Origin of the sequence: Actinomyces capricornis, assembly GCF_019974135.1 — a bacterium.
In the GTDB taxonomy this organism is placed as follows: domain Bacteria; phylum Actinomycetota; class Actinomycetes; order Actinomycetales; family Actinomycetaceae; genus Actinomyces; species Actinomyces capricornis.
Genome location: NZ_AP025017.1, coordinates 2858561 through 2881957 on the forward strand (window position 1 = coordinate 2858561; position 23397 = coordinate 2881957).

Here is a 23397-nt window from a genome sequence, read left to right on the forward strand (position 1 = left end):
CCTCGTCCCCATCTGGTCCCTCAGACCCACGGGATCGACGGCGAGGCTGCGAGATCGCGGGAAGGGCCGCATGGGGCGGGCGCACCGCCCGGGTCCGGGCCGGCCCCGCCGCCATGACACAATGCCGTCCATGGCACAGGAACGGGCACAGGCACGACTCGCGCAATCCTCCCTCTCCGGCTTCCCCGAATGGCTCCCCGCGGGGCGGGTGGTAGAGCAGTCCTTCGTCGACGCCCTGCGCCGCACCTTCGAGCTGCACGGCTTCAGCGGCATCGAGACCCGCGCCGTGGAGCCCCTGAGCGAGCTGACCCGCAAGGGGGAGACCTCCAAGGAGGTCTACCTCCTGACCCGCCTGCAGGCCGACCCCGCCGAGCAGGCCGGGCAGGAGGGCAGGGCGGACCCGGCCAAGCAGCTGGGCCTGCACTTCGACCTGACCGTCCCCTTCGCCAGGTACGTCGTGGACAACGCCGGCACCCTGACCTTCCCCTTCAAGCGCTACCAGATCCAGAAGGTCTGGCGCGGTGAGCGCCCCCAGGAGGGCCGCTTCCGCGAGTTCATCCAGGCCGATATCGACATCGTGGGCGACGGCGCCCTGCCCCTGCACTACGACGTCGAGATCCCCCTGATCATGCACGAGGCGATGGCGGCCCTGCCCATCCCCGCGGTGACCATCCACGTGTCCAACCGCAAGGTGGCCCAGGGCTTCTACCAGTCCATCGGCCTGGGTCAGGACCAGCTCATCGAGGTGCTGCGAGTGGTGGACAAGATCGACAAGATCGGGGCCGAGGGCGTGCGCGGCGAGCTCGTCTCCTCGGTGGGCGCCACCCCCGAGCAGGCCGAGCGCGCCCTGGAGCTGGCCGGGATCAGCAGCACCGACGCCCAGGAGGTGGCCCGGGCCGTGCACAGCGCCCTGGGCGGCGCCCAGCCCAGCGCCCTGCTCGAGCAGGGCCTGGCCGAGCTCTCCGACCTGCTGGCCGCGGCGGCCGCGCGCCGCCCCGGCGCCCTGGTGGCCGACCTGAGGATCGCCCGCGGGCTGGACTACTACACCGGCACCGTCTACGAGTCCTTCATGGAGGGCCACGAGGACCTGGGCTCGGTGTGCTCCGGGGGCCGCTACGACAGCCTGGCCACCAACGGCAAGCGCACCTTCCCCGGCGTGGGCATCTCCATCGGCCTGTCGCGCCTGCTGGCCCGGGTCGTCAGCGCCGGCCTGCTGGAGGTCAGCCGGCCGGTGCCCACCTGCGTGCTCGTGGCCGTCACCGACGAGGAGCACCGTGCCGCCTCCGACGCCGTGGCCGATACCCTGCGCTCCCGCGGCATCAGCGCCGACGTCGCCCCCACGGCCGCCAAGTACGGCAAGCAGATCAGGTTCGCCGCCAAGCGCTCCATCCCCTACGTGTGGTTCCCCGGCCAGGAGGGCCCCGACTCGGTCAAGGACATCCGCAGCGGTGAGCAGGTGGAGGCCGCCGCCGGCACCTGGCAGCCTCCCCAGCAGGACGCCGCCCCCCGCGTCCTGCCCGCCACTGCACCTGCCCCGGCGGCCGACGGGGCACGATGAGCACCGCGGCCCACGAGCCCGCGGCCGGCGCGCCCCAGGGGCAGGGCGCCGCCGGCGTGCCGGGGGCGCAGGCCGCCGTCACCGGCCTGCGCGACCGCCTCTTCGGCCTGGAGCTGCCCTACTCCCTGCCCGGGGCGCAGGCCGCCGCCTCCCGCAGCCGCCTGGTCCGCGACCAGCTGGGGGACTACATCCTGCCCCGCCTGGCCAGCCTGGACGCCCCCGTCCTGGCGGTGGTGGGAGGATCCACGGGCGCGGGCAAGTCCACGCTGGTCTCCTCCCTCGTGGGCCGGCATGTCAGCCTCAGCTCGGCGATCCGGCCCACCACGCGGCGCCCCCTCCTGCTGCACGCCCCCGAGGACGCCCCCTGGTTCGAGGGGGACCGGGTCCTGGGCTCCCTGGCACGCATGCGCGTGCCCGAGGACGCCCCCGCCAGCCCGCCGACCAGCCACACCCCCCGCGAGCTGGAGCTGCGGGCCTGCTCGGTGCTGCCCCACGGCCTGGCCCTACTCGACGCCCCCGACATCGACTCGGTGGTCGAGGACAACCGGGAGCTGGCGGCGGGCCTGCTGGCCAGCGCCGACCTGTGGATCTTCGTGACCACCGCCTCCCGCTACGCCGACGCCGTGCCCTGGGACCACCTGAGGGCCGCATCTGAGCGGCAGGTGACCACCGCCGTCGTGCTGGACCGGGTACCGCCCGGCGCCCAGCAGCCGGTGGAGGCCGACCTGCGCCGCCGGCTGGAGGAGGCCGGCCTGGCCGACTCCCCGGTCTTCACCATCGCCGAGACCGCCATGGATGAGCGGGGCCTGCTGCCCGCCCACGTCATCGCACCCCTCCAGCAGTGGCTGGGGGCCCTGGCAGCCGACGCCGATGCGCGCCGCCGCATCGCCCGGCGCACCCTGGCCGGGGCGCTGGCGGCGGCCCTGGCCCAGTGCCAGTCCCTCGTGGTCGAGCTGGAGATGCAGGAGGCGGAGTACGAGCGCCTCTCGCGGCTGGCGCACGAGGAGCACGACGGCGCCCTGGAGCGGGTGGTGGAGGCCACCGCTGACGGCTCCATGCTGCGCGGGGAGGTCCTGGCCCGCTGGCAGGAGTTCGTGGGCACCGGGGACCTGCTGCGCTCCCTGGAGGCCCACGTGGGCCGCCTGCGCGACCGGCTCACCGCGGCCCTGCGGGGCCGGCCCACCCCGGCGGCCCGCGTGGAGGAGGCCATCGAGTCCTCCCTGGTGGGGCTCATCACCGCCGAGGCCCAGCGCGCCGCCCTGGAGACCGAGCGGGCCTGGAGGCGCTCGGGCACCGCCGGCGGGCAGCTGGAGGCCGCCCTGGGCGCCCTGGCCCACCAGGGGCCGTTGGAGGATGAGGCCGCCGCATTGGTGCGCCGGTGGCAGCAGGAGGTCCTGGGCCTCATCCGCGCCGAGGCGGCCGATAAGCGCCTGACCGCCCGGCTGCTGTCCCTGGGCGTCAACGGCGCGGGCGTGCTGCTGATGATCCTGGTCTTCGCCCACACCGGGGGCCTGACCGGTGGGGAGATCGGCATTGCGGGGGGCACCGCCGTCCTGGCCCAGCGCCTCCTGGAGGCGGTCTTCGGGGACCAGGCCATGCGCGCCATGACCCGGCGCGCCCGCGACGACCTGACCGCCCGCGTCGAGGCCCTGCTCCAGGCCCGTAGCCGGGCCCTGACCGAGATGCTGCGCCGGCCCCGGCCACCGGCCGAGGAGCTGCGCCAGGCGATGGCCGCGGCGCGCCACGCCACCGCGCAGGCCCTGGGCCGGCCCGGGGCGGGGGAGGAGTACTGATGCGCATCCCACGCACACCCGTCCCGGAGCAGGGGGACCGGGGGGCCGCGGCGATCGCGGCCGCAGACGCCGATCTCACCGGAGACCTGGAGGCCCTTCAGCGCGCCGTGGAGCTGGCCGCAGGCCTGGGCATCGACCAGGAAGATCTGGCCCCGGCGCGCGAGGTCATCGAGCGGGCGGGCCAGCGCCGTCGCCTGGCGCCCCAGGCCACCGTCGTGGCCCTGCTGGGGGCCACCGGATCGGGCAAGTCGAGTGTCTTTAACGCCCTGGCGGGCGGCGAGCTGGCCCGCGTGGCCCCCACCCGCCCCACCACCTCCCAGCCCCTGGCGCTCATCGGCCCCGGGCCGGTGGTCCCGGGCGCCACGGCCCTGCTGGACTGGCTGGAGATCGGCCAGCGGGTCCAGCATCCCGGCTCCCCGGGGGCCCCGGCCCTGGGGGAGGGGACGATCCTGCTGGACCTTCCCGATATCGACTCCGATGAGCTCGCGCACCGGGCCATCGCCCAGCGCCTGGCCAGCAGGGTCGACCTCCTGGTGTGGGTCCTCGACCCCGAGAAGTACGCCGACGGCGTCGTCCACCACGACTTCCTGGCCCCCATGGCGGCCCACGCCGAGGTCACCGTCGTGGCCCTCAACCAGGTGGACCGGCTCGATGACCAGGCCCGCAGCGCCGTCCTGGAGGACCTGGCCCGCCTCCTGGAGCGCGAGGGCATGGGCGCGGCGCCCGTCATGGCCCTGAGCGCCCGCACGGGCGAGGGCGTGGCCGAGCTGGCCGGCGCCATCGCCTCGGTGGCCCAGGCGCGCACGGCGACGGCGCGGCGCCTGAGCGCCGACATCCGCACCGCGGCGCGGGGCCTGAGCGCCGGACTGGGGCTGGAGGGCCCGGGGCAGCCGGGTGCTCCGCCGCAGTGCGCGGATCCTTCAGCGCTCGACGACGTTACCGATCTTCAGGCGGCGGCCTTCAGGGCCTCGGGCGCTCAGGTGGTGGCCGAGGCTGTGGCCGGCGCCTACCGGCACCGGGCGCGCATCGCCGTGGGATGGCTGCCGGTGCGCTGGGTGGAGCGCCTGCGCCGCGACCCCCTGGGGGTCCTCCACCTGGGCGGCGCAGGCCGGGAGGCCGCGGCCGGGCGGGCCTCGGGCAGCAGGGAGGAGGGCGCCCCCCTGCCGGCCAGCTCCCTTCCCCAGGCGCCTGCGGCGGCGGCCGGGGCCCTGCGCATCGCCGCCCACACCTACGCCCAGCGCGCCTGCGCGGGCCTGCCCGCCCGGTGGGCGGGTGAGGCCGTGGCCCGCAGTGATGCGTGCGCCCAGGCCCTGGCCCCGCACCTGGACGCGGCCGTGGTGTCCACCGACCTGGAGCAGACCCGGCCCCGATGGTGGTCGGCGGCCAACGCCCTGCAATGGCTGGCCTTCCTCACCGCGCTCGTCGGCGGGCTGTGGCTGGTGGCCCTCCACCTCATGGACCGCTACCTGCTCATCACCGCCGACCCGCCCCGGTGGGGGCATGTGCCCTGGCCCGTCATCCTGCTGGTGGCTGGCCTCGCCCTGGGCCTGGTGCTGGCCCTCATCTGCGGCGGCATCGCCCGGGTGGCCGCCTCCCGGCGCTCCCGGCGCGCCCGGGCCCGGCTGCGCCAGCGGATCAGCGGGGTCATCGAGGAGCACATGGTGGCGCCTCTGCGCCAGGAGCTGGCCTCCTGGGGCGAGTTGGTCGGCCTGCTCGACCGGCTGGTCCAGGGACGATAACGGGCAGCGAAGGGGCGTATGAGCGTGGCGATCAGGGATAACCACCCACAGGGCTGCCAGCAGGGCCGCCGCAGGCCCACGGTGACGTCTACTCGGCGGACTGCCCGTGCCGCGCTCTGCTCGATGTGGTCGCGAACAAGTGTTCGGCCCTGGCCATCGGTGCCCTGGATGAGCGCGCTTCGATTCGGTGAGCTTCAGTGCAGGCTCCAGGGGATCTCGCCGAAGGTGCTCACCGCGACGCTGCGCCGGCTGGGGAGCCATGGGCTGGTGCACCGGGAGGTGATCCCGGCCGTTCCCCTGCACGTGGAGTACTCACCGACCGATGCCGGACGCAGCGCGGTCCCTCGCGCCATTGGGCGCGGGGCGCCCTCGGCGCGGCGACCATGCCAGTGCCTGCCCCCATCCAGAATGCGATCACGGGGTACGGATGGCGATCACCCCGCAGTCGCTATCCGTACCCCGCGCTCGCATATCACCAAGCCCTGGCACTGCCGGGAACTCGAGGCCCACGACAGCGTGGTATTCGGCATCCACCGTCTCGTACCTTCGCCATCGATCTCGTAGGTCAGAGGTACGAGACGGAGCTCTAAGGTACGAGAGGGCGTCTTAAGGCAGGGCGGACTGGGGCAGGGACTCGGTGAACTCGGCCAGGGCGGTGCCGACCGAGTCGTAGATGTTGAACACCGCGTCCACGCCCCGCTCTCGCATGGCCTGGGCCTCGTCGTCGAACTGGGCGATGGCCAGGACCTGGCCCTCGAACTTCGAGCGCTCCAGCCAGTCCAGCACGTGCAGGTTGGCCCCGGGCTCGGGCATGGCCAGGACCGCCTTGGTGGCGTGGACCGCCTCCAGCTTGTCCCAGAAGGACTGGTCGGTGGCGTCGGCCTCGATGACGCGCCACCCGCGCCGGGAGAGCTCCTCGACCTTGGTGGTGTCGGAGTCGATGCCCAGCACGCCCTGCTCCTGGTCGTCGATGAGTCGCTGGTAGGTGGCCCGCCCCACCCGGCCCATGCCGAAGATGACGGTGCGCACCCCGGTGAGGTCCAGGGCCTGCTCCTCGGGATGGAGCCGGGCGTCGGAGCGGGAGGGCAGGCGGTCGGTCATCCGCTGCACCAGGCGGGCCGGGTGGCGGTTGACCACTGAGGAGGCGATGAAGGACAGGGCCAGCGCCAGGCTGATCGCGGCCGTCCACTCCTGGCCCACCAGGGCGTGCTCGGCGGCCACCGCCACCACGATGAGCGCGAACTCCGAGTAGGCGGTCAGGGACAGGCCCGTGAGCACCGAGGTGCGCCGTCGCATCCCGAACACGCGCACCAGGCCGGTGTAGACGACCGCGCGCAGGGGAAGCAGTACCAGGAGCACCCCGGCCAGGACGAAGGCGCCCGCTCCGGGGATGCCGCCCAGGCCGATGGACAGGAAGAAGCCGATGAGGAGCAGCTCCTTGATGGTGAACAGGGCGCTGGAGAGCTCCTTGGCCGCCGGGTGGGAGGCGAACAGGACCCCGACCACCAGGGCGCCCAGGTCGCCGTCGATCCCCAGCAGGGAGAAGAGGAGGTAGCCCGGCAGCAGGGCCATGGAGATGCCGAACAGGGTGCGCATCTCCCGGTGGTCGATGCGGTCCAGGACCGTGCCCAGCAGTCTGCGCGCCGGCCACAGCCCCACCAGGACCACCGCCCACGGGGAGGGCATCTCGCCGGAGACCACGGTCATGTACAGCACCGCGGCGATGTCCTGCAGGACGAGCACTCCGATGGCGATGCGACCGTAGAGGGAGTTGAGGTCGTCGCGCTCCTCCAGGAGCTTGACGACGATGACCGTGGAGGAGAAGGACAGGGCGAAGCCGAGGATGAGCACGCCGGCGGGCGTGATGGGCCCGACCCTAAGGCCCAGGACGAGCAGCCCCGCGATGAGGGCGCTGCCCAGCGCGCTCAGGCCCACCATGGCGCCCAGGGCGGTGCCCACGACCTCGCGGCGCGCCAGGATGCGCAGGTCGACCTTGAGCCCGATCATGAACAGCAGAACGGCCACGCCCAGCTCGCCCAGGACGTGGACGGCCTCCAGGGCGGGCACGTGGGAGGCGCCCAGGAGGAAGCCCGCGGCCAGGAAGCCCACCAGAGGCGGCAGCCGCAGCAGGGTGGCGGCGAATCCGAGGACGACGACGGCGCACAGGTAGATCGCGGGGACAAGACCGGCGACGTGGGTGTCCAGTATCACGAGTGCCTTCCCGCCGTTTCCTGCGATGTCACAGGATGCCAACAGTGGCGCCACCTGCGATATTCCCGCGGCCGGGGCCCGTCTCAGCAGGGCTCCGGCCGCGGGAGGGGGTGCGGGTGCGGGCCAGTGGTGCCGGGCTCGGAGGAGCCCGGGATCAGCGGGCGTCGCGGTTGCCGCGGTAGCCGCCGCCGCGGTTGCCGCCGAAGCGGCCCGAGCCGCGGTCGTCGCGTCCCGAGCGGTACCCGCCCCGGGCGTCGCCGCCGCGGACGTCGCGTCCACCGCGTCCGCCCCGGTCCTCCCAGCGGCGTCCGCCGCGCTCATCCCGGTCCCAGCGCCCGCCGCGGTCCCCGCGCTCGCGCCGGTCCTGCCAGCGGCGTCCGCCGCGCTCGTCCCGGTCCCAGCGTCCGCCGCGCTCACCGCGGTCCCCGCGCTCGCCGTCGCGGCGGGGCCCCGCGCGGCGCTCGCCACGGTCCTGGGGGCCGGACCAGCCGTGCCCGGGACCCTGGTCGGGGCGGATGCGCAGCTCGCGGCCGCCGAAGGTCGCCCGACCCATCATGTCGAGCTGCTCGGGGCTCAGATCGGTGTGGATGGTCACCAGGGAGAAGGACTGGAGGATGTCGATCTTGCCGATATCCGAGCCGCTGATGCCGCCCTCATTGGCCAGGGCGCCCACGATCGCCCCGGGCTGGACGCGGTCGCGGTGGCCGACCTCGACCCGGTAGACGGTGCCAGGCCCCTCGTCCTCACGTCGCCCGCCGCGCGAGGCCCCGCGCTTGCCCTCGGGGCGCTCGCCGCGCTTGCGGTCATGACGGCTGCCCTCGAAGGACGCCGAGACGAAGGTGCCCTCGGAGTCCAGGTTCTCCTCGCGGCGAGGGCGCCGGCGCTCCTCACCGTCCTGACGGCGCTGGGGGCCCTCATCGCCCACCGCCAGGGCCAGGAGCGTGGCCGCGAGATCCTCGGCCTCAATGCCCAGGTCCGTGGCGGTGGCCTGCACCAGGGGCAGGTACATGCCCAGCCTGCCGCGCTCGTGGCGGGCGGCGGCGCGGCTCAGGAGCTTGGCGGCGCGGTGCTCCGAGACGTCGGCGGGGGAGGGCAGGGTGATCTCCTCCAGGCGGGTGCCGGTGAGGCGCTCGATCTGGCGGAGCTTGCTCTTCTCCTTGGGGGTCAGGAAGGTCACGGCCTCACCGCTGCGCCCGGCCCTGCCGGTGCGCCCGATGCGGTGGACGTAGGCCTCGGCCTCCCGCGGCACGTCGAAGTTGACCACCAGGCCGATGCGGTCCACATCCAGGCCTCGCGCGGCCACATCGGTGGCCACCAGGACGTCCAGGGTGCCGGCGCGCAGGCGCTCGACCAGGCGCTCGCGCTCGCGCTGGGGCACGTCCCCGGAGATGGCGGCGGCCTGGATGCCGCGGCCGGCCAGCTCGATGGCCACATCCTCCGCGGTGGACTTGGTGCGCACGAAGACAATGGCGGCCTGGGCGTCGGTGACCGCCAGGACGCGGGAGACCGCACCGATCTTGTGGCGGAAGGGCACCACGGCATAGGTCTGGTGGACCGTGGCCACGGTGGAGGAGGGTCGCGAGACCTCGACCTGGACCGGCTCGTGGAGGTGCTGGCGTGCCACCGCCTGGATGGCGGGGGGCATCGTGGCCGAGAACAGGGCGGTGCGGCGCTCAGCGGGCAGGGACTGCGCGATGGTCTCCACGTCGTCGGCGAAGCCCATGCGCAGCATCTCGTCGGCCTCGTCCAGGACGAAGTAGCGCACCTGGTCCAGGGCCAGGACGCCCTTGTCGATGAGGTCGATGACCCGGCCCGGCGTGCCGACCACGACCTGGGCGCCGCTCTTGAGCGCGCCGATCTGGGGGCCGTAGGGGGCGCCGCCGTAGACGGCCACCACGTCCAGGCCGCGTGAGCGCGAGGCCATGTCGGTGATCGCCTCGGCGCTCTGCAGGGCCAGCTCGCGGGTGGGGGCCAGGACCAGGGCCTGGACCTCGGGGTCGCGGGCGTCGACGGCGTCGAGCAGGGGCAGTCCGAAGGCGGCGGTCTTGCCGGTGCCGGTCTGGGCCACGCCCACGACGTCGCGACCGGCCAGGAGCACCGGGATGGCCTCCTTCTGGATGGCGGTGGGCGTGACGTAGCCCATGTCGGTCACGGCGCGCAGCAGGTCCGCGGGCAGGCCGAGGTCGGCGAAAGTGGTGCCGGACTCCTGCGGCGACTCGCCGCCGTCCTCGATGCCGGTGCCCGTCTCGGGGGCGGCGGGCTCGTCGTCGATGAAGGGGGCGTGGCCGTCGACCTCCTCCTCATCCATCTCAGTGCCGTCGTCCTCCTGCTCGCTGCCCTCGGGGCCCTCGGGGTCGGCCTCGGGAAGGTTGCGCTCGACGTCGTCCTCCTCGTCCTCGTGCTCGACGTCCTCAGGATCGCCGGGGGTCTCCGAGGAGGGGGGAGTGGCGAAGTCCTGGGGTGAGCCGGGGGAATCCGGCGAGGAGGCCGCTCCGGGCTCGGCGGTGGGGGGTGGGACGACCTCGTCCTGCCCGCGGGAGGCCTCCGCGGCGAAGAGGGCGTCAAGACTCAAGGGCTCGTTGCTGGTGCTCATGATGTTTTTCCCGTCTCTGTCCCCATGGCGTGGAAGGGGACTGCTGAGGAGTGTGGGGGAGGACTTGTGCCCTCCGCTCTTGCCGCACCTGGCCCACCACACTCGCCCTGCACCGGTGTGGAACTCGGTGACTGACGGACTTGACGCACAGACTCACGGGGTGCTCGCCGGGCACTGCGGTGCCGGGAGGCCCGAACGGGGTCAACAGACGCGGATCGCTCCGGTGGCGACTCTACGTCAGGCCTCATCGATACGGCAGTGGTGCTGGGGCAGGTCACAGGTGAGGTCCGTTACCATCCCGATGCCGTCGATGCCCCGCCTGCTCCCGGGCGTGCCGCTCCCCGGCGCCCCGGCCCGGCTCGACCGGTCATCCCGATGAGAAAGGCCCATTTGTGACTGAATAGAGACCTGGATAACGAACGTATATTTTTAAACGATGAGGGTCGTGGATGTTCTAGGTGCTCGCAGTGAAAGGTCGTCGACGCTGAATGAGCGATCTCATGATGTTGTGACGCCGGGCATCCTGCGCTGCCGGTCAGAGGCCCCTTCGCCGCCCGGCTGATATCGAATCGCGTCACCGATGGCGATACCATGGGCCTGTGATGGGGTGCGTGGTGCCTTGGGGACGAGGATTTCGGATCGCAGTCCCGTGACGGTCCGATGGTCAACACGGCCACTCATTCTACTCATTTTCTCAGTGCTCAGGTGGTGCCTATCGGGCATCCAGGAGCATCCCAAGAACTGCCCACGAAACGGTACGACCCGATGCGACTCTTACAGCGGCCGAGCGCGGCCGGCCCCCTGCGGAGGCGGGCCGGCGCTGCGCTTGTCATGCCCGCTGCTCTCGGCGTCCTGCTCGTGGCTCCGGCCTCCGGCAATGCCGCCACGGGCGTTGAGGCGGCTCCCGAGGCCGTCGCCACCGCGCAGGCCACCGGAGCCCCTGACGCTGGACGGGCGGTCGAAGAGACGGGTGCGCGTGACGAGCTCCCCGGGCCGAGGGGCGTCGACGTGCCCGAGGAGGCCTGCACCCCCGCCGTCGTCGTCAATCTCCCCGGAGGGGAGCCCGCCGGAGGCGCCGTGCCCGCCTACACCGTGGGCCAGGCCCTGTCCATCGCGGCCACCGGCTGGTGCGAGACTCCCGGCACCGCACTGCCCGACCCCGAGATCACGGTCAACCTCCACGGCCCCGATGAGCTCAAGAGGTATGAGACCGGCAATGTCCTCTACCTCGCCGACAGTGGCGAGGAAGCCGGCAGTGCCATCGGCGACCTGCCCTTCGACCAGCTCCTGGAGGAGGCCCGTGCCTTCAACCACGGCGCCGACATCCCCGGCACGGGGACCTTCAGCCTGACCCTCACCAGCGATGAGGACGTCGTGACCACGGGCATCTTCACCGTCTCCGAGCCGGGCCCGTCACCCTCGCCCGGGCCGGAGCCAAGCCCGACGCCCACGCCGGAACCGGAGCCGGCACCGTCCCCCTCGCCCGAGCCGAGCCCGGATCCGGCACCCGAGCCCTCGGCCTCCCCGAGTCCTGAGCCGACGGCGCAGCCCTCTGCGTCGCTGCAGCCCTCGCCCGAGCCCTCTGCTTCGCCCGAGCCGTCCGCCTCGCCCAGCCCCGAGCCGACGACCTCCCCCACCTCCGCCCCGACCACGGGGCCCGTGCCCACGCCGAGTCCCACCACGGCCCCTACGGCGGAGCCGACGACGAGGCCCGGCCCCGGGCCCTCGCCGCAGCCCACTGCTCAGCCGACGGTGTCGCCGGTGCCGAGTGCTGAGCCGACGTCAGCGGGCACCGAGCCGCCCCCGGGGCAGCCCGCAGACCCAGACCCGCCCGCGGCGCCGGAGCCCACGCCCTCGGCCGATCCTCTCGCGCCCCAGGACCCCCAGGAGCCCCCGGCCCTCGAGCCCTTCGAGCCGCCGGACCACTCCTCGGCGCTGAGCAAGGACAGCGAGGACATCGCCCCGCCCGCCGCCGCGCCCACCGTCCCGCCGGTGCCCGCCCCCGAGCAGGACCGGGCCTCCCAGGAGCCGGGCGGCGAGAATCGTGAGGCCGATCCCGGCGCGGCGCAGCAGGCTCAGCCCTCGCCCCCGGCCGAGGACGACCCCCAGCAGCGGCCCGCCGGGACCCCGCGCGCCCCGGTCTTCAGCGCCTCGGAGCTGAGCGCCGACAATGCGGGTGCCCTGTCCGGGGCCCGCCAGGGCGACCTGGTGACCCTCATCCTGCCCTCCTCCGCGGTCACGCAGGGGGAGTGGGTCTCGGTTTTCGTCTTCCCCGGGGCCCAGAGCCCGGGCTGGGTGCAGGTCGATTCCACCAACTCGGTGGCCATCGACATCTCCACTCTCGGCTCGGGCAGCTATGAGCTCGTGGTGGCCGATCGGGACAACGTCCTGCTGGGCTGGGCCCGCCTGGAGATCGCCGAGGCCGCCTACAAGCCCGGTGATACCAGGCAGGCGCGCGTCCTGCCCGGGGCCCACGTCGCCGACGGGCCCGGGTACATCGGGCCCGACGACTGGCTGCTCGTGGGGGCCGGCGGGCTGCTGGTGCTGGGAGCCGCGAGCTTCCTGGTGGCGGCCCGCTCAGGGGTGGCCGTGCTGCGGGGCTGACGACGATATGACAGCCGCAAGGACCCTCACGGCGCCGCTGGGGGACGGCCGCCGCAGGCAAGGCCGGAGCGGGGCATGAGACCACCGCTGCAGCAGGAGACCGGGGATGGGCAGATGTGTGAGCAAGGAAGGACGGGCATGCGGGAAGTACTCCTGGCGAGGATCGCCTCGGTGATCGCTTCGGTGAGCCGTGCGCCCCGCAGCGGGCGCGATCTGGCCGCGGTGTGCCTCATCGCCCTGGTCCCGCTGCTCATCCTGTCCGCGGAGGGCGCCCCCGCCCGGGCCGATACGTCCACCGGGCCCTCCACCAGCGGCACCGCCTCCACCGTCAGCCCCTCCACCGTGGCCGTGGGAGGCACCCTCATGTTCACCGTGTCGGGCTTCCCGCGCGGCGCCACGGTCCAGATCCTCATCGACGACGGAGCCCTGGCCGCCTCCCCGGAGGCCTCCGCCATCGTGGCCACGATCAGCATCGAGGAGGACGGCACCGCCTCGGGCTCCTTCGAGTTGCCGGACTACGTGGGGCTGGGCTCGCACTGGCTGCGCTTCCGCGTGTCGGCGGGGCAGGACGTCCCCACCTCCACCGTGCGCACCGCCGATTACACCAACAAGAGCCCCTACTTCACCGTGGCGGGCGTGACCGTCATCGGCGGGGCCGAGACCATTCCCACACCCACCCCGCAGCCGGACCCCACCCCACCACCCATGGCCAACACGGTCGGTGGCTCCGGGACGGGCACGCGGCCCGAGGCTCCCGCCGCCCTGCAGCGCAGCGCGGCCGCGGACGCCTTTCCCGCCGTGGGCCACTCCATCCTGGCCCTCAGCGCGCTCCTGGTGCTGCTGTCCATCGTCGTCGTGGTCAACCGGCGCCGCCTGGCCCAGCTGAAGCGGAGCCAGGGGGCGATGGCGCAGCGCGGGCTGCACGCCTGATCGGGGCGCCTGGGAGCCCGGGCTAGACTGCCGACGGCGCCCGCCCGTCTCGCGGTGCGCCCCGACGGGCACCGGGACAGTGCCCCACACGGAAGGAATCCAGCACCGTGCTGCGAACCCGCACAGCAGGCTCCCTGCGCTCCGAGGACATCGGCACCACTGTCACGCTGACGGGGTGGGTGGACCGGCGCCGCGATCACGGGGGCGTGGCCTTCATCGATCTGCGCGACGCCTCGGGCATCGCCCAGGTGGTCATCCGCGAGGAGGTCGCCCACGACCTGCGCGCCGAGTACGTCCTGAGGGTCATCGGCGAGGTCGCCGCCCGCCCGCAGGGCAATGCCAACCCCAGCCTGCCCACCGGGGAGATCGAGGTCGTGGCCACTGACGTGGAGATCCTCAACCCCGCCGCCCCGCTTCCCTTCCAGGTCTCCGACCACGCCGAGGACGCCGGCCAGGTGGGGGAGGAGGCCCGCCTGAAATACCGCTACCTGGACCTGCGCCGCTCGCCCATGCAGCGGGCCATCCGCCTGCGCTCCCAGGTCTCGGCGGCGGCACGCCGCGTCCTGGAGGCCCACGACTTCGTGGAGATCGAGACCCCCACCCTGACCCGCTCCACCCCGGAGGGCGCCCGCGACTTCCTCGTGCCCGCGCGCCTGGCCCCCGGCTCCTGGTACGCCCTTCCCCAGAGCCCCCAGCTGTTCAAGCAGCTGCTCATGGTGGCGGGCATGGAGCGCTACTACCAGATCGCCCGCTGCTACCGCGATGAGGACTTCCGGGCCGACCGTCAGCCCGAGTTCACCCAGTTGGATGTGGAGATGAGCTTCGTCGAGCAGGACGACGTCATCGCCGTGGCCGAGGACGTGCTGCGCGAGGTCTGGGCGCTCATCGACTACGAGCTGCCCACCCCGATCCCGCGGATGACCTACGCCGAGGCCATGGAGAAGTACGGCACGGACAAGCCCGACCTGCGCTTCGCTCTGGAGCTGGTCGACCTCACCGACTACTTCGCCAACACCTCCTTCCGGGTCTTCCAGAGCCCCCACGTGGGAGCCGTGGTCATGCCCGGGGGCGCCTCGCAGTCGCGGCGCACCTTCGACGCCTGGCAGGAGTGGGCCAAGCAGCGTGGCGCCAAGGGCCTGGCCTACGTGACCGTCGGTGAGGACGGCGAGCTGGGCGGGCCCGTGGCCAAGAACATCTCCGAGGCCGAGCGCGCCGGGCTGGCCCGGGCCGCCGGCGCCCAGCCGGGGGACTGCATCTTCTTCGCCGCCGGCACCATCGAGGCGGCCCGCGCCCTGCTGGGGGCCGCCCGCCTGGAGATCGGCAGGCGCTGCGGGCTCATCGACGAGGACCAGTGGTCCTTCGTGTGGGTGGTGGACGCCCCCCTGTTCAAGGCCTCCGCGGAGGCCCGGGCGGAGGGCGACGTCGCCCTGGGCGCCTCGGCGTGGACGGCGGTCCACCACGCCTTCACCTCGCCCAAGCCCGAGTGCCTGGAGACCTTCGACACCGACCCGGGCAGCGCCCTGGCCTACGCCTACGACATCGTGTGCAACGGCAATGAGATCGGCGGCGGCTCCATCCGTATCCACCGCGCCGACATCCAGGAGCGGGTCTTCAAGGTCATGGGCATCAGCCAGGCCGAGGCCCAGGAGAAGTTCGGCTTCCTGCTCGAGGCCTTCAGCTTCGGGGCCCCGCCGCACGGCGGCATCGCCTTCGGCTGGGACCGCATCGTGTCCCTGCTGACCAGGGCCGACTCGATCCGCGACGTCATCGCCTTCCCCAAGTCCGGTGGCGGCTACGACCCGCTGACCGACGCCCCCGCCCCCATCACGCCCGAGCAGCGCAAGGAGGCCGGCGTCGACGCCGAGCCCGCCTGAGGCCCCGGCCGTCCCCACTGCCCGTCCCGCCACGGTCGGCGGGGCGGGCAGTGGGACGGGCAGTGAGGAGCGGCGGCGCCGTGATGAGGGCAGGGGCGGGTCTCAGATGCGTCCGTAGACGCAGGAGAAGCCGCGCTGCCCTGCGGCCCACTCCTCCTGGCTGGGCCCCACCGTGCTGATCTCGTGGCTGGTGCCCAGGTCCAGCCCGTAGCGCTCGGCGTAGGCGGCGGTGCAGATCGCCTGGACCTGCGGGTCCTCCTCCAGGGCCCGGGCGACGCTGGTGGCCGACGACGCCGGGTCCATGTCGCCGCCGGCGAAGACGACCCACTGGGCCCGGGCGCAGTCCGCCTGCTGGACGGTGGTGCCGCCCAGTGGTGAATCGCTGTGGTTGAGGCAGGTGCCCACGGGCCAGGGCATGGACTCCGAGACGGGGATGCCCTGCTCGTCGACCCGGGCCGGGGCGGGCAGGGCCCCGGTGGGCGCACCGGGGGTGGGCGCCTCCTCCGGGACCGCCTCCCCGACGGCCTGGGCCGCCGTGCCGGCGGGATCCTGGGCCGTGGCTGTGGCCGGGGCCGGGGGCGGGGTGCTGGTTGGCGCGGCGGAGGTGGTCACTGAGGCCTGCTGGCTGTGCAGCAGCGTGCGGATCCCGAGGATGCCGGCGGCGATGACGACGCTCCCGACGATGGTCCCCAGGATGAGGACACCCGCGGTGGCCTGGGTGCTCATGGCCGTGGAGCGGGAGGCGGAACGCTTCGCCCCGGGGCCTGCCGGGCCCGTGGGCGACCACCGGTCGGGCGGCGGTGCGGCGCTTGGAGGCTCTGCGAGGTGCTGGGAGGCGGAGGCCGCTGCCAGGAGCACGTCCTCCCGGCCTGCGGCGGCGCTGGAGTCCAGCCCGCCCCGGAGTGCGGCCAGCGCCTGGGCCAGCTCGGTGCCATCGCGATGGCGCTGCGCGGGGTCGGGGTGCATGGCGCGATCCAGCACCAGGCGCAGCGGGCCGGGGATACGGGGGTCGGAGGTGTCCACGGGGGCGTGCAGAGTGCTGACGATCTCCGACAGGCTCATTGCTCCGCCGTCCCTGCTGGTGCGCGGCGAGCGCCCGGTGACGAGGCTGAACAGGACCGCGCCCATGGACCACACGTCCCCACTGGCGGCCGGGGCGCTGAGGGTGAAGGCCTCGGGCGGGGCGAACTCGGGGGTCAGCGTATCCAGGGTGACCGAGGCGGCGCGGTCCTCGCGCTCGATGGCTGCGATGCCGAAGTCTCCCAGCCGGGGAGCGCCGTAGGCGTCGATGAGGATGTTCCCCGGCTTGATGTCCCGGTGCAGGACGCCTGCACGATGCGCCGCGCCCAGGGCGCCGCAGACCGCCTCGATGATGCGCACGGCGTGGGCCGGGGTGAGCGGGCCCTGCCTGAGCAGGTCGACCAGTGAGCCACCGTCACAGCGCTCCATGACCAGGTAGGGGCGCCCGTCGCGCAGTACCCCGGCGTCGATGAGGGAGACGGCGTGGGGGTGGCCGCTGACGCGGCTGGCCGCGCTCATCTCGCGGTGGAAGCGCCGCCGGTTGCGCTCGTCGTGCAGCATGCGCGAGTCGATCTTGACCGCGACCGGACGCGCCAGGGAGAGCTGCTCCCCGGCGTAGACGGTGGCGAAGCCGCCTCGCCCCAGGACCCCTTCCAGGCGCACCCCGGGTACCGGTGGCACCTCGGACGGCGAGAGGGTGGGTGGCGGGGGCGCGGTCATGGGCTCATGATCCGCAAGGGCGGGCCGCTTGTGCAAACCTCAACGGCGTCCTCGACTCCAGTGCCGGGCGCTGCGCACAGAGCACGGACTCCCGTCCCGCGGGCCGCTGGGCGCCGTCGGGAGGGGAGTCCGTGGCTGCTGGTGGAGGGGGCTCAGGCTGCGTGCGTGCAGGTGGCGCAGGAGCAGTCCTCGCAGGAGCACGAGGAGCAGGAGTCCGAGCAGTGCTCGCAGGAGCAGGTGTTGTGGTTGCAGGTGGGGCAGGAGCAGTCCGAGCACTCGCACACGGCGCAGACGTCGGAGCAGTCCGGGCAGGAGCAGGTGGTGCACTCGTCGTAGTGGCCGTTGTCCTCGCGGTGGGCGTGGCCGTCGTGGATGTAGTCCACGTGGTCGCCGTGGATGACGGCGGGGTGCCCGCAGTCGGGGCCGTGGGTGTGGGTGTGGGCCTCGGCGGGACGGTGCTCAGTGGTGGCAGTCATGGTCGTGCTCCTTCATATGTCCGAGTGCATCGAGGAAGATCGATGCGACGTGGTCGTCGATGAGGGAGTAGAGGTTCCGCCTGCCGTCCCTGACGGCCTCGACCAGATGGGTCTCACGCAGCAGGCGCAGGTGGTGGGACACCAGTGGCTGGGAGACGCCGAGAAGCTCGACGAGCTCGCTGACATCCGCGGGTGACTCGGTCAGGCGGTAGATGATGCTCGCCCTCATCGGGTGTGCAAGGGCCTTGAACAGCTGCACGACTGGTGAGTCGTCGGTCAGTGGCCCGGTGATGGGCGTGTCGTCCCCTTGCATAAAAGGGACCTTATATCAGTGGAGCTTGATATGCAAGCGCCTTGATGTGTCGTGTCGTCGTCGTGGGTGCCCCGCCCGGTGCGGCGGGTATGGTGGGCGCCCGGCACCGTGGTGCGACCGTGCAGCCGCGCGACAGCCCCGGCGGGCATGGCTCGTTCCGCCGCCTGGGCGGTGCCCACGGCAGTCCCATCACCGCAGGAGGCAGAGTGCAGGCAGCAGGCGAGCAGCGCCGCATCTACGCGCATCGGGGCCTGAGCGCCCTGGCCCCGGAGAACACCCTGGCCGCGGTGCGCCTGGCCGTGGAGCGCGGGGCCACCTGGGCCGAGGTCGATGTCGATGTGATCCGCGACGGCACGGTCATCGTCCTGCACGACTCCACCCTGGATCGCACCACTGATCGCTCCGGTCGCTACGACGATCTCGTGGCGGCGGATCTGTCGGGGATCGATGCCGGATCCTGGTTCTCCCCGGACTTCGCCGGTGAGCCGCTGCCCACCCTTCCCCGGCTGCTGGAGATCGCCACCGCAACGGGGCTGGGCCTGAATCTGGAGCTGAAGTCCAATGAGGCGGGCGGCTCGCGCAGTCTGCTGCTGGTGGAGCGGGTCGCCGCCGAGCTCGAGGCCCGGGGCATGGGCGAGCGGGTGCTGGTCTCCTCCTTCAACCACCTCCTGCTCTACCTGTTCAAGCAGCGCCTCCCGCAGGTGCCGGTGGCCTGCCTCTACGGCCGGCCGGGCCCCTACGGGGACTGGCGCTCGACCATGGAGCTCACCGGCGCGGAGCACATCCATCTGGAGGATGCGGGCCTGACCCGTGAGATGGTCCAACTGGCGCGCGGTGCCGGCTACGGAGTGGGCGTGTGGACGGTCAACTCCCGGGGGCGGGCCAACGAGCTGTTCAACTGGGGCGCCACCGCCGTCTTCTCCGATAATGCCCACGAGATGCTCGACCTGGCGCGGTAGGCGCGGTCCGGTCGGCGCCGCCCCGGGGAGCGGAGCAGGCCTCCAATGATTGTGAGTGCGGTCACCGGATGTAGCATGGAGGCATGTCGCGCTACATCGAGCTGCACCCGGACAACCCGCAGACCCGCCTGGTGGCCAAGGTCGTCGATGCCCTCAGGGACGGCGGTCTGGTGGCCTATCCGACCGATTCCGGCTACGCCCTGGCCTGCGCCCCTGGCAATAAGGAGGGCCTGGACCGGATCCGCACCATCCGCCAGTTGGACGTCAAGCACAACTTCACCTTCATCTGCGCCGACTTCGCCCAGGCCGGTCCGCTGGCGATCGTGGGCAACAACGCCTTCCGGCTCATCAAGCGCCTGACCCCGGGCCCGTGGACCTTCATCCTCAAGGGCACCAAGGAGGTGCCGCGCATGACCCTCAACCCCAAGAAGCACACCCTGGGCGTGCGCATCCCCGACCATGCCATCACCCAGGCCCTGGTGGCCCAGTTCGGTGAGCCGCTGCTGTCCTCCACGCTCATCCGCCCCGGAAGCACCGAGCCGGAGACCGATGGCTGGCAGATCCAGGACACCCTGGGCCATCTGCTCGACGTGGTCATCGAGGGGCCGGTGGGCCAGGCCCGCTCCACCACGGTGGTCGACCTGACCGATGACGTTCCCGAGGTGCTGCGCGAGGGCGCGGGGGACGTCTCCCTGCTGTAGCGCCTCCCTGTTGCGCCACGGCCTCCCAGGGAGAGGCGGCTAGTCCTGGGCCGGCCGGGTCGGGGCGGGGCCTCGCAGCGACTCCAGCCAGCCCGGCGACCACCAGTTCCAGCTTCCCAGGAGCCCCATGACCGCGGGCACCAGCAGCGCGCGCACAAGGACCGCGTCGAGGATGACGACGATGGTCAGTGCCAGCCCGAGCTCCTTGAGCGCCGGCAGGCCGCCGGCCTCCAGGCCCGCGAAGACCACCACCATGGGCACCGTGATCAGGGCGATCGTGCGATTCGCGGGCCGCAGGCCCCGCTCCGTGGAGGTCGCGTGGTCGAAGCCGGACTCGCGGTACTCGCCGATGCGGGTCAGCGCGACGACCTCGTTGCTCAGGGACAGCCCCAGGCCCAGGCAGGCCGCGCCGGCCACCACCGCCACCTCCAGGCCACCGCCGAGCCTCAGGCCCACCAGGGCCGAGGCGTAACCGTGCTGAATAAGCCAGGCCAGCAGCCCGAAGGACGAGGCCAGGGACAGGAAGGTCACCAGCAGTGCCCGCAGGGGCATGAGCAGGGAGCCGGTGAGCAGGAACAGCAGCATGATGGTGGACATCGCCACGGCTCCCAGCGCCCGGGGCAGGCCGGCCACGATGGCCTCGCGCGCATCGAGCTGGCTGGCGGCCTGGCCCGTCACCCAGTTGTCCACCGGGGCGGGCAGGGCGCGGATTCCCGCCACCGCGCTCTCGGCCGAGGCCGAGGAGGGCTCGCCCTTGAGGTCCAGGTAGACCACCGTGTACTCCCCGGCCGTCGACGGGCTCAAGATGGCCTCGACCCCCGGCACCGCCGCCACCTGCGTGTTGATGAAATCGGTGACCCTGGTGCCGGTGCCCGCCAGGATGAGCGTGGCGTCCTGGCCCGCGGCAGCCGGGTAGTCCTCCTGGAGGACTCTCCAGTGGTCGTACTGGGACGAGCCGGACGGCAGGTGCTCAGCAGAGGGGGTGACCACCTGCAACTGGCGCAATGGCAGGGCCGCGGCCATGAGCAGGAGCAGGCAGCCGGCGACCACCACCCACGGGTAGCGCCGAGGCCCGGGGCCCAGCCCGTCAGGGCGAACCGCGCCCCGACCCGCCCGGCCCGGCAGGGGCAGGCGTGCCAGCGGGGAGGGCCCCGCCAGGCGTCGGCCCGGAAGCACCAGGAGGGCCGGCACCAGGGTCAGGGTCACGGCGGCGCCCACCAGAATGGTGATGGTGCAGGCCAGGGCGATGGCCTGCAGGACCCCGCCCTCCAGGAGCGCCAGGCCGGCCAGGCCGATGCCCACCGCCAGCGTGCTCAGCATGACCGTGCGGCCCGCCGTGCGCATGGCGGTGGTCATGCACGTGGTGATGAGCAGATCGCGCCGTCCAGTGCGGCGCCGTCGCTCACGGCTGTCCTCCAGGGCGAACTCGCTGTCGGCGCGGCCCAGCTCCGCACGGTAGCGCAGCGTGAGCATCAGGCCGTGGGCCAGGGGGAGCGCTGTGGCCACCAGGACGGCGACGGCGATGACCAGCGGCTCGATGCCCATGAGCAGGCACAGCCCGTAGAGCGCGCCGAGACTCGTCGCCAGGGAGGCCAGCGCCGCCAGGAGTGGAGCCAGGGCCGCGATGAGGCTCCGCAGGATGAGGATCATCGCGAGCAGGACGATGGGCAGGATGATCATCTCGGCGGTGAGCAGGTCGCGCCCCGCCTGCGCGCTGATGGCCTGGTCGATCAGCCGCTGGTGGGAGACGATGCCCGTGGCCCGGGGCTCCACATCGCCCAGCTCGTCGGGGACCCGCTCCAGGCGGGAGGCGACCCTGTCCACCAGGGCATTGAGCTCCCTGGTGTAAGCGCTGTCCTGGGGGTCGGCCACAGCCGTGCCATTGGGGTTGACAGTGACCACGATGATGAAGCTGTCGAGGTCCTTGGAGGCCATGGAGCGGGCAGCGGGGGTGGAGAGCATCCCGGGGACCACGAAGGGGTCCAGCACATTGGAGGTCCCCGCCAGCCGGGCCAGGTCGGCATGGGCCGGGGCCAGGGCCGCGGCGATGTCCTGTTGGTGCTGGGTACTGCTCAGGTCGACGTCGGAGACCAGGAGGGTGACCGCGACGGCATCCCCGGCCAGGGAGTCCAGTACCTCCTGGCCCACGGCGCTCTGGGTGCCCGGCAGGCTGGAGGAGGGGGCCGCCAGGCGGCTGAAGAGGCTCGGCCCGCCCAGGCCGGTCAGCGCCGTGGCCGCCAGGGCCACCGCGACCAGCCCCCAGGTGAGGATGACGAACCAGGCGTCCTTGACGACGCGGTGGGCGAACCAGGAGAGCATGGGGCGATTGTCTCATCCGGCAGGCGGCTGCCGCCGCATCGCGGGAACATGCCCGCGGACCACGCCGGCGGGCCCCGTCCAGTGGTGGGCGCCCGTGCGCCGGCGCCGTCGGGGCGCCGTGGGGCGTCGTGGGGCGGGCCGCCCCGGCCCCGGGGGCGATAGGGTCCGGGCATGGACCTTTTCGAGTCTGCCGGCACTGATGAGGCCGGACTGCCCGACGATGGGCACGCGCCCCTGGCCGTGCGCATGCGGCCGCGCTGCCTGGAGGAGCTGGCCGGGCAGGACCACCTGCTGGCCCCCGGCTCGCCGCTGCGGCGCCTGGTGGAGCCCGGGCACGGGGCGATGGGCGGGGCGGGGGTGTCCTCGGTCATCCTGTGGGGGCCTCCGGGCACCGGCAAGACCACCCTGGCCTACCTCGTGGCCCGCGGCTCGGGCCGCCGCTTCGTCGAGCTCTCCGCAGTGACCGCCGGGGTCAAGGACGTGCGGGCGGTGGTCCAGGAGGCGCGGCGCCAGCTGGCCGGCTCGGGCCAGGAGACGGTCCTGTTCGTCGACGAGGTCCACCGCTTCTCCCGCTCCCAGCAGGACGCCCTGCTGCCCAGTGTGGAGAACCGGTGGGTCACGCTCATCGCCGCCACCACCGAGAACCCCTCCTTCTCCGTCGTCTCACCGCTGCTCTCGCGCTCCCTGCTGCTGACCCTGCGCCCACTGGAGGCCCGGGACATCGCCGCCCTGGTGGACCGTGCCCTCAGCCACGAGCGCGGCCTGGCGGGCCGTGTGGGCATCACCGATGAGGCCCGCGAGCAAGTGGTGCGCATGGCCGGCTCCGATGCGCGCAAGGCGCTGACAGTGCTGGAGGCGGCCGCCGGCGCCGTCCTGGCCGACCAGGGGCCGGGGGGCGCCGACGGCGAGCCGACCACCGGCCCGGAGCGCGGCCCGGAACACGGACCGACCATCGGCCTGGAGGAGGTGGAGCGAGCCGCCGATGTGGCCGCCGTGCGCTACGACCGCCAGGGCGACCAGCACTACGACGTCATCAGCGCCTTCATCAAGTCCATGCGCGGCTCGGACCCCGACGCGACCATGCACTACCTGGCCCGCATGATCGCCGCGGGGGAGGACCCCCGCTTCATCGCCCGGCGCATCGTCATCCAGGCCTCGGAGGATGTGGGCCTGGCCGACCCCAGCGTCCTGTCCACGGCGGTGGCCGCCCAGCAGGCGGTGGCCATGGTCGGCATGCCCGAGTCCGGCCTCATCCTGGGCCAGGCGGCCCTGGCCGTGGCCACCGCGCCCAAGTCCAATGCCGTGACCGTCGCCCTCAACCGCGCCCTGGCCGATGTCAGGGCCGGCAAGGGCCAGGCCGTGCCCGCCCACCTGCGCGACGCCCACTACCGGGGCGCCGAGGCGCTGGGCCACGGTCAGGGCTACCTCTACCCCCACGACTTCCCCCACTCGGTGGTGGCCCAGAGCTATCTGCCCCAGGACCTGGAGGGCACCGAGTACTACCACCCCACGGCCAACGGCTTCGAGGACCGCCTGGCCCAGCGCCTGGCCAGCGTGCGCTCCATCCTGCGCTCCCAGCGGTAGGCT

General features: G+C 73.0%; 16 protein-coding genes. 10 read left to right on the top strand and 6 right to left on the bottom strand.

The window, feature by feature from the left end:
- Positions 1–121 precede the first annotated feature (121 nt).
- From hisS to MANAM107_RS11735, 4 genes are all read left to right on the top strand, one after another.
- Positions 122–1558: a histidine--tRNA ligase gene (gene hisS / locus MANAM107_RS11720; RefSeq protein ID WP_223908747.1), complete on the top strand. Its 1437-nt coding sequence runs from the start codon at positions 122–124 to the stop codon at positions 1556–1558.
- Positions 1555–3351 carry a dynamin family protein gene (locus tag MANAM107_RS11725; protein ID WP_223908783.1) on the top strand — a complete coding sequence of 599 codons (1797 nt, stop codon included), beginning with the start codon at positions 1555–1557 and terminating at the stop codon, positions 3349–3351. The genes hisS and MANAM107_RS11725 overlap by 4 nt, the downstream gene beginning before the upstream one ends.
- The gene (locus MANAM107_RS11730) at positions 3351–5090 is read left to right on the top strand and encodes a GTPase (RefSeq protein WP_223908785.1); all 1740 of its coding nucleotides are present in this window, start codon (positions 3351–3353) and stop codon (positions 5088–5090) included. The genes MANAM107_RS11725 and MANAM107_RS11730 overlap by 1 nt, the downstream gene beginning before the upstream one ends.
- A gap of 168 nt (positions 5091–5258) precedes the next feature.
- Positions 5259–5654, top strand: a complete 396-nt coding sequence (locus MANAM107_RS11735; RefSeq protein WP_223908791.1) for a winged helix-turn-helix transcriptional regulator — start codon at positions 5259–5261, stop codon at positions 5652–5654.
- Positions 5655–5696: 42 nt separating this feature from the next.
- Here the strand turns inward: MANAM107_RS11735 and MANAM107_RS11740 are convergent, their stop codons facing one another.
- Both MANAM107_RS11740 and MANAM107_RS11745 read right to left on the bottom strand, forming a co-directional pair.
- The gene (locus MANAM107_RS11740) at positions 5697–7301 is read right to left on the bottom strand and encodes a cation:proton antiporter domain-containing protein (RefSeq protein WP_223908800.1); all 1605 of its coding nucleotides are present in this window, start codon (positions 7299–7301) and stop codon (positions 5697–5699) included.
- Between the two features lie 154 nt (positions 7302–7455).
- On the bottom strand, positions 7456–9894 hold the full coding sequence (locus MANAM107_RS11745) for a DEAD/DEAH box helicase (protein WP_223908808.1): 2439 nt from the start codon (positions 9892–9894) through the stop codon (positions 7456–7458).
- A gap of 831 nt (positions 9895–10725) precedes the next feature.
- On the opposite strand from MANAM107_RS11745, the gene MANAM107_RS11750 reads away from it, so the two are divergent.
- The 3 genes from MANAM107_RS11750 to aspS all read left to right on the top strand — a co-directional run bounded on the left by MANAM107_RS11750 (position 10726) and on the right by aspS (position 15302).
- Positions 10726–12498, top strand: a complete 1773-nt coding sequence (locus MANAM107_RS11750) for a hypothetical protein (RefSeq protein ID WP_223908810.1) — start codon at positions 10726–10728, stop codon at positions 12496–12498.
- Positions 12499–12636: 138 nt separating this feature from the next.
- Positions 12637–13428: a DNA-directed RNA polymerase II gene (locus MANAM107_RS11755; RefSeq protein WP_223908812.1), complete on the top strand. Its 792-nt coding sequence runs from the start codon at positions 12637–12639 to the stop codon at positions 13426–13428.
- Between the two features lie 107 nt (positions 13429–13535).
- Positions 13536–15302 carry an aspartate--tRNA ligase gene (gene aspS / locus MANAM107_RS11760; RefSeq protein ID WP_223908815.1) on the top strand — a complete coding sequence of 589 codons (1767 nt, stop codon included), beginning with the start codon at positions 13536–13538 and terminating at the stop codon, positions 15300–15302.
- 102 nt (positions 15303–15404) lie between these two features.
- On the opposite strand, the gene MANAM107_RS11765 is transcribed toward aspS, so the two are convergent.
- The 3 genes from MANAM107_RS11765 to MANAM107_RS11775 form a co-directional block, all read right to left on the bottom strand.
- Positions 15405–17042, bottom strand: a complete 1638-nt coding sequence (locus tag MANAM107_RS11765; protein ID WP_223908827.1) for a serine/threonine-protein kinase — start codon at positions 17040–17042, stop codon at positions 15405–15407.
- Positions 17043–17194: 152 nt separating this feature from the next.
- A complete protein-coding gene (locus MANAM107_RS11770; RefSeq protein WP_179899910.1) occupies positions 17195–17518 on the bottom strand; it encodes a hypothetical protein in 324 nt (107 codons plus the stop codon).
- On the bottom strand, positions 17502–17747 hold the full coding sequence (locus MANAM107_RS11775) for an ArsR/SmtB family transcription factor (RefSeq protein ID WP_263421901.1): 246 nt from the start codon (positions 17745–17747) through the stop codon (positions 17502–17504). Before MANAM107_RS11775 ends, MANAM107_RS11770 begins: the two co-directional genes overlap by 17 nt.
- 290 nt (positions 17748–18037) lie before the next feature.
- Between MANAM107_RS11775 and MANAM107_RS11780 the strand changes: the two genes are divergently transcribed.
- A complete protein-coding gene (locus MANAM107_RS11780) occupies positions 18038–18790 on the top strand; it encodes a glycerophosphodiester phosphodiesterase family protein (protein ID WP_223908833.1) in 753 nt (250 codons plus the stop codon).
- Between the two features lie 83 nt (positions 18791–18873).
- On the top strand, positions 18874–19491 hold the full coding sequence (locus MANAM107_RS11785; protein WP_179899912.1) for an L-threonylcarbamoyladenylate synthase: 618 nt from the start codon (positions 18874–18876) through the stop codon (positions 19489–19491).
- 39 nt (positions 19492–19530) lie between these two features.
- On the opposite strand, the gene MANAM107_RS11790 is transcribed toward MANAM107_RS11785, so the two are convergent.
- Positions 19531–21810, bottom strand: a complete 2280-nt coding sequence (locus tag MANAM107_RS11790) for an MMPL family transporter (protein ID WP_223908835.1) — start codon at positions 21808–21810, stop codon at positions 19531–19533.
- Between the two features lie 171 nt (positions 21811–21981).
- Here MANAM107_RS11790 and MANAM107_RS11795 point away from each other — a divergent pair, with 171 nt between their 5' ends.
- Positions 21982–23394, top strand: coding sequence for a replication-associated recombination protein A (locus tag MANAM107_RS11795; protein WP_223908842.1), 1413 nt, complete (start codon positions 21982–21984; stop codon positions 23392–23394).
- Positions 23395–23397: the final 3 nt, after the last annotated feature.

Coding starts and splice junctions, on each gene's coding strand:
- hisS (WP_223908747.1), top strand. CDS start 122: ATGCCGTCCATGGCACAGGAACGGGCACAGGCACGACTCGCGCAATCC.
- MANAM107_RS11725 (WP_223908783.1), top strand. CDS start 1,555: ATGAGCACCGCGGCCCACGAGCCCGCGGCCGGCGCGCCCCAGGGGCAG.
- MANAM107_RS11730 (WP_223908785.1), top strand. CDS start 3,351: ATGCGCATCCCACGCACACCCGTCCCGGAGCAGGGGGACCGGGGGGCC.
- MANAM107_RS11735 (WP_223908791.1), top strand. CDS start 5,259: ATGAGCGCGCTTCGATTCGGTGAGCTTCAGTGCAGGCTCCAGGGGATC.
- MANAM107_RS11745 (WP_223908808.1), bottom strand. CDS start 9,894: ATGAGCACCAGCAACGAGCCCTTGAGTCTTGACGCCCTCTTCGCCGCG.
- MANAM107_RS11750 (WP_223908810.1), top strand. CDS start 10,726: ATGCCCGCTGCTCTCGGCGTCCTGCTCGTGGCTCCGGCCTCCGGCAAT.
- MANAM107_RS11755 (WP_223908812.1), top strand. CDS start 12,637: ATGCGGGAAGTACTCCTGGCGAGGATCGCCTCGGTGATCGCTTCGGTG.
- MANAM107_RS11765 (WP_223908827.1), bottom strand. CDS start 17,042: ATGACCGCGCCCCCGCCACCCACCCTCTCGCCGTCCGAGGTGCCACCG.
- MANAM107_RS11770 (WP_179899910.1), bottom strand. CDS start 17,518: ATGACTGCCACCACTGAGCACCGTCCCGCCGAGGCCCACACCCACACC.
- MANAM107_RS11775 (WP_263421901.1), bottom strand. CDS start 17,747: ATGAGGGCGAGCATCATCTACCGCCTGACCGAGTCACCCGCGGATGTC.
- MANAM107_RS11785 (WP_179899912.1), top strand. CDS start 18,874: ATGTCGCGCTACATCGAGCTGCACCCGGACAACCCGCAGACCCGCCTG.
- MANAM107_RS11790 (WP_223908835.1), bottom strand. CDS start 21,810: ATGCTCTCCTGGTTCGCCCACCGCGTCGTCAAGGACGCCTGGTTCGTC.
- MANAM107_RS11795 (WP_223908842.1), top strand. CDS start 21,982: ATGGACCTTTTCGAGTCTGCCGGCACTGATGAGGCCGGACTGCCCGAC.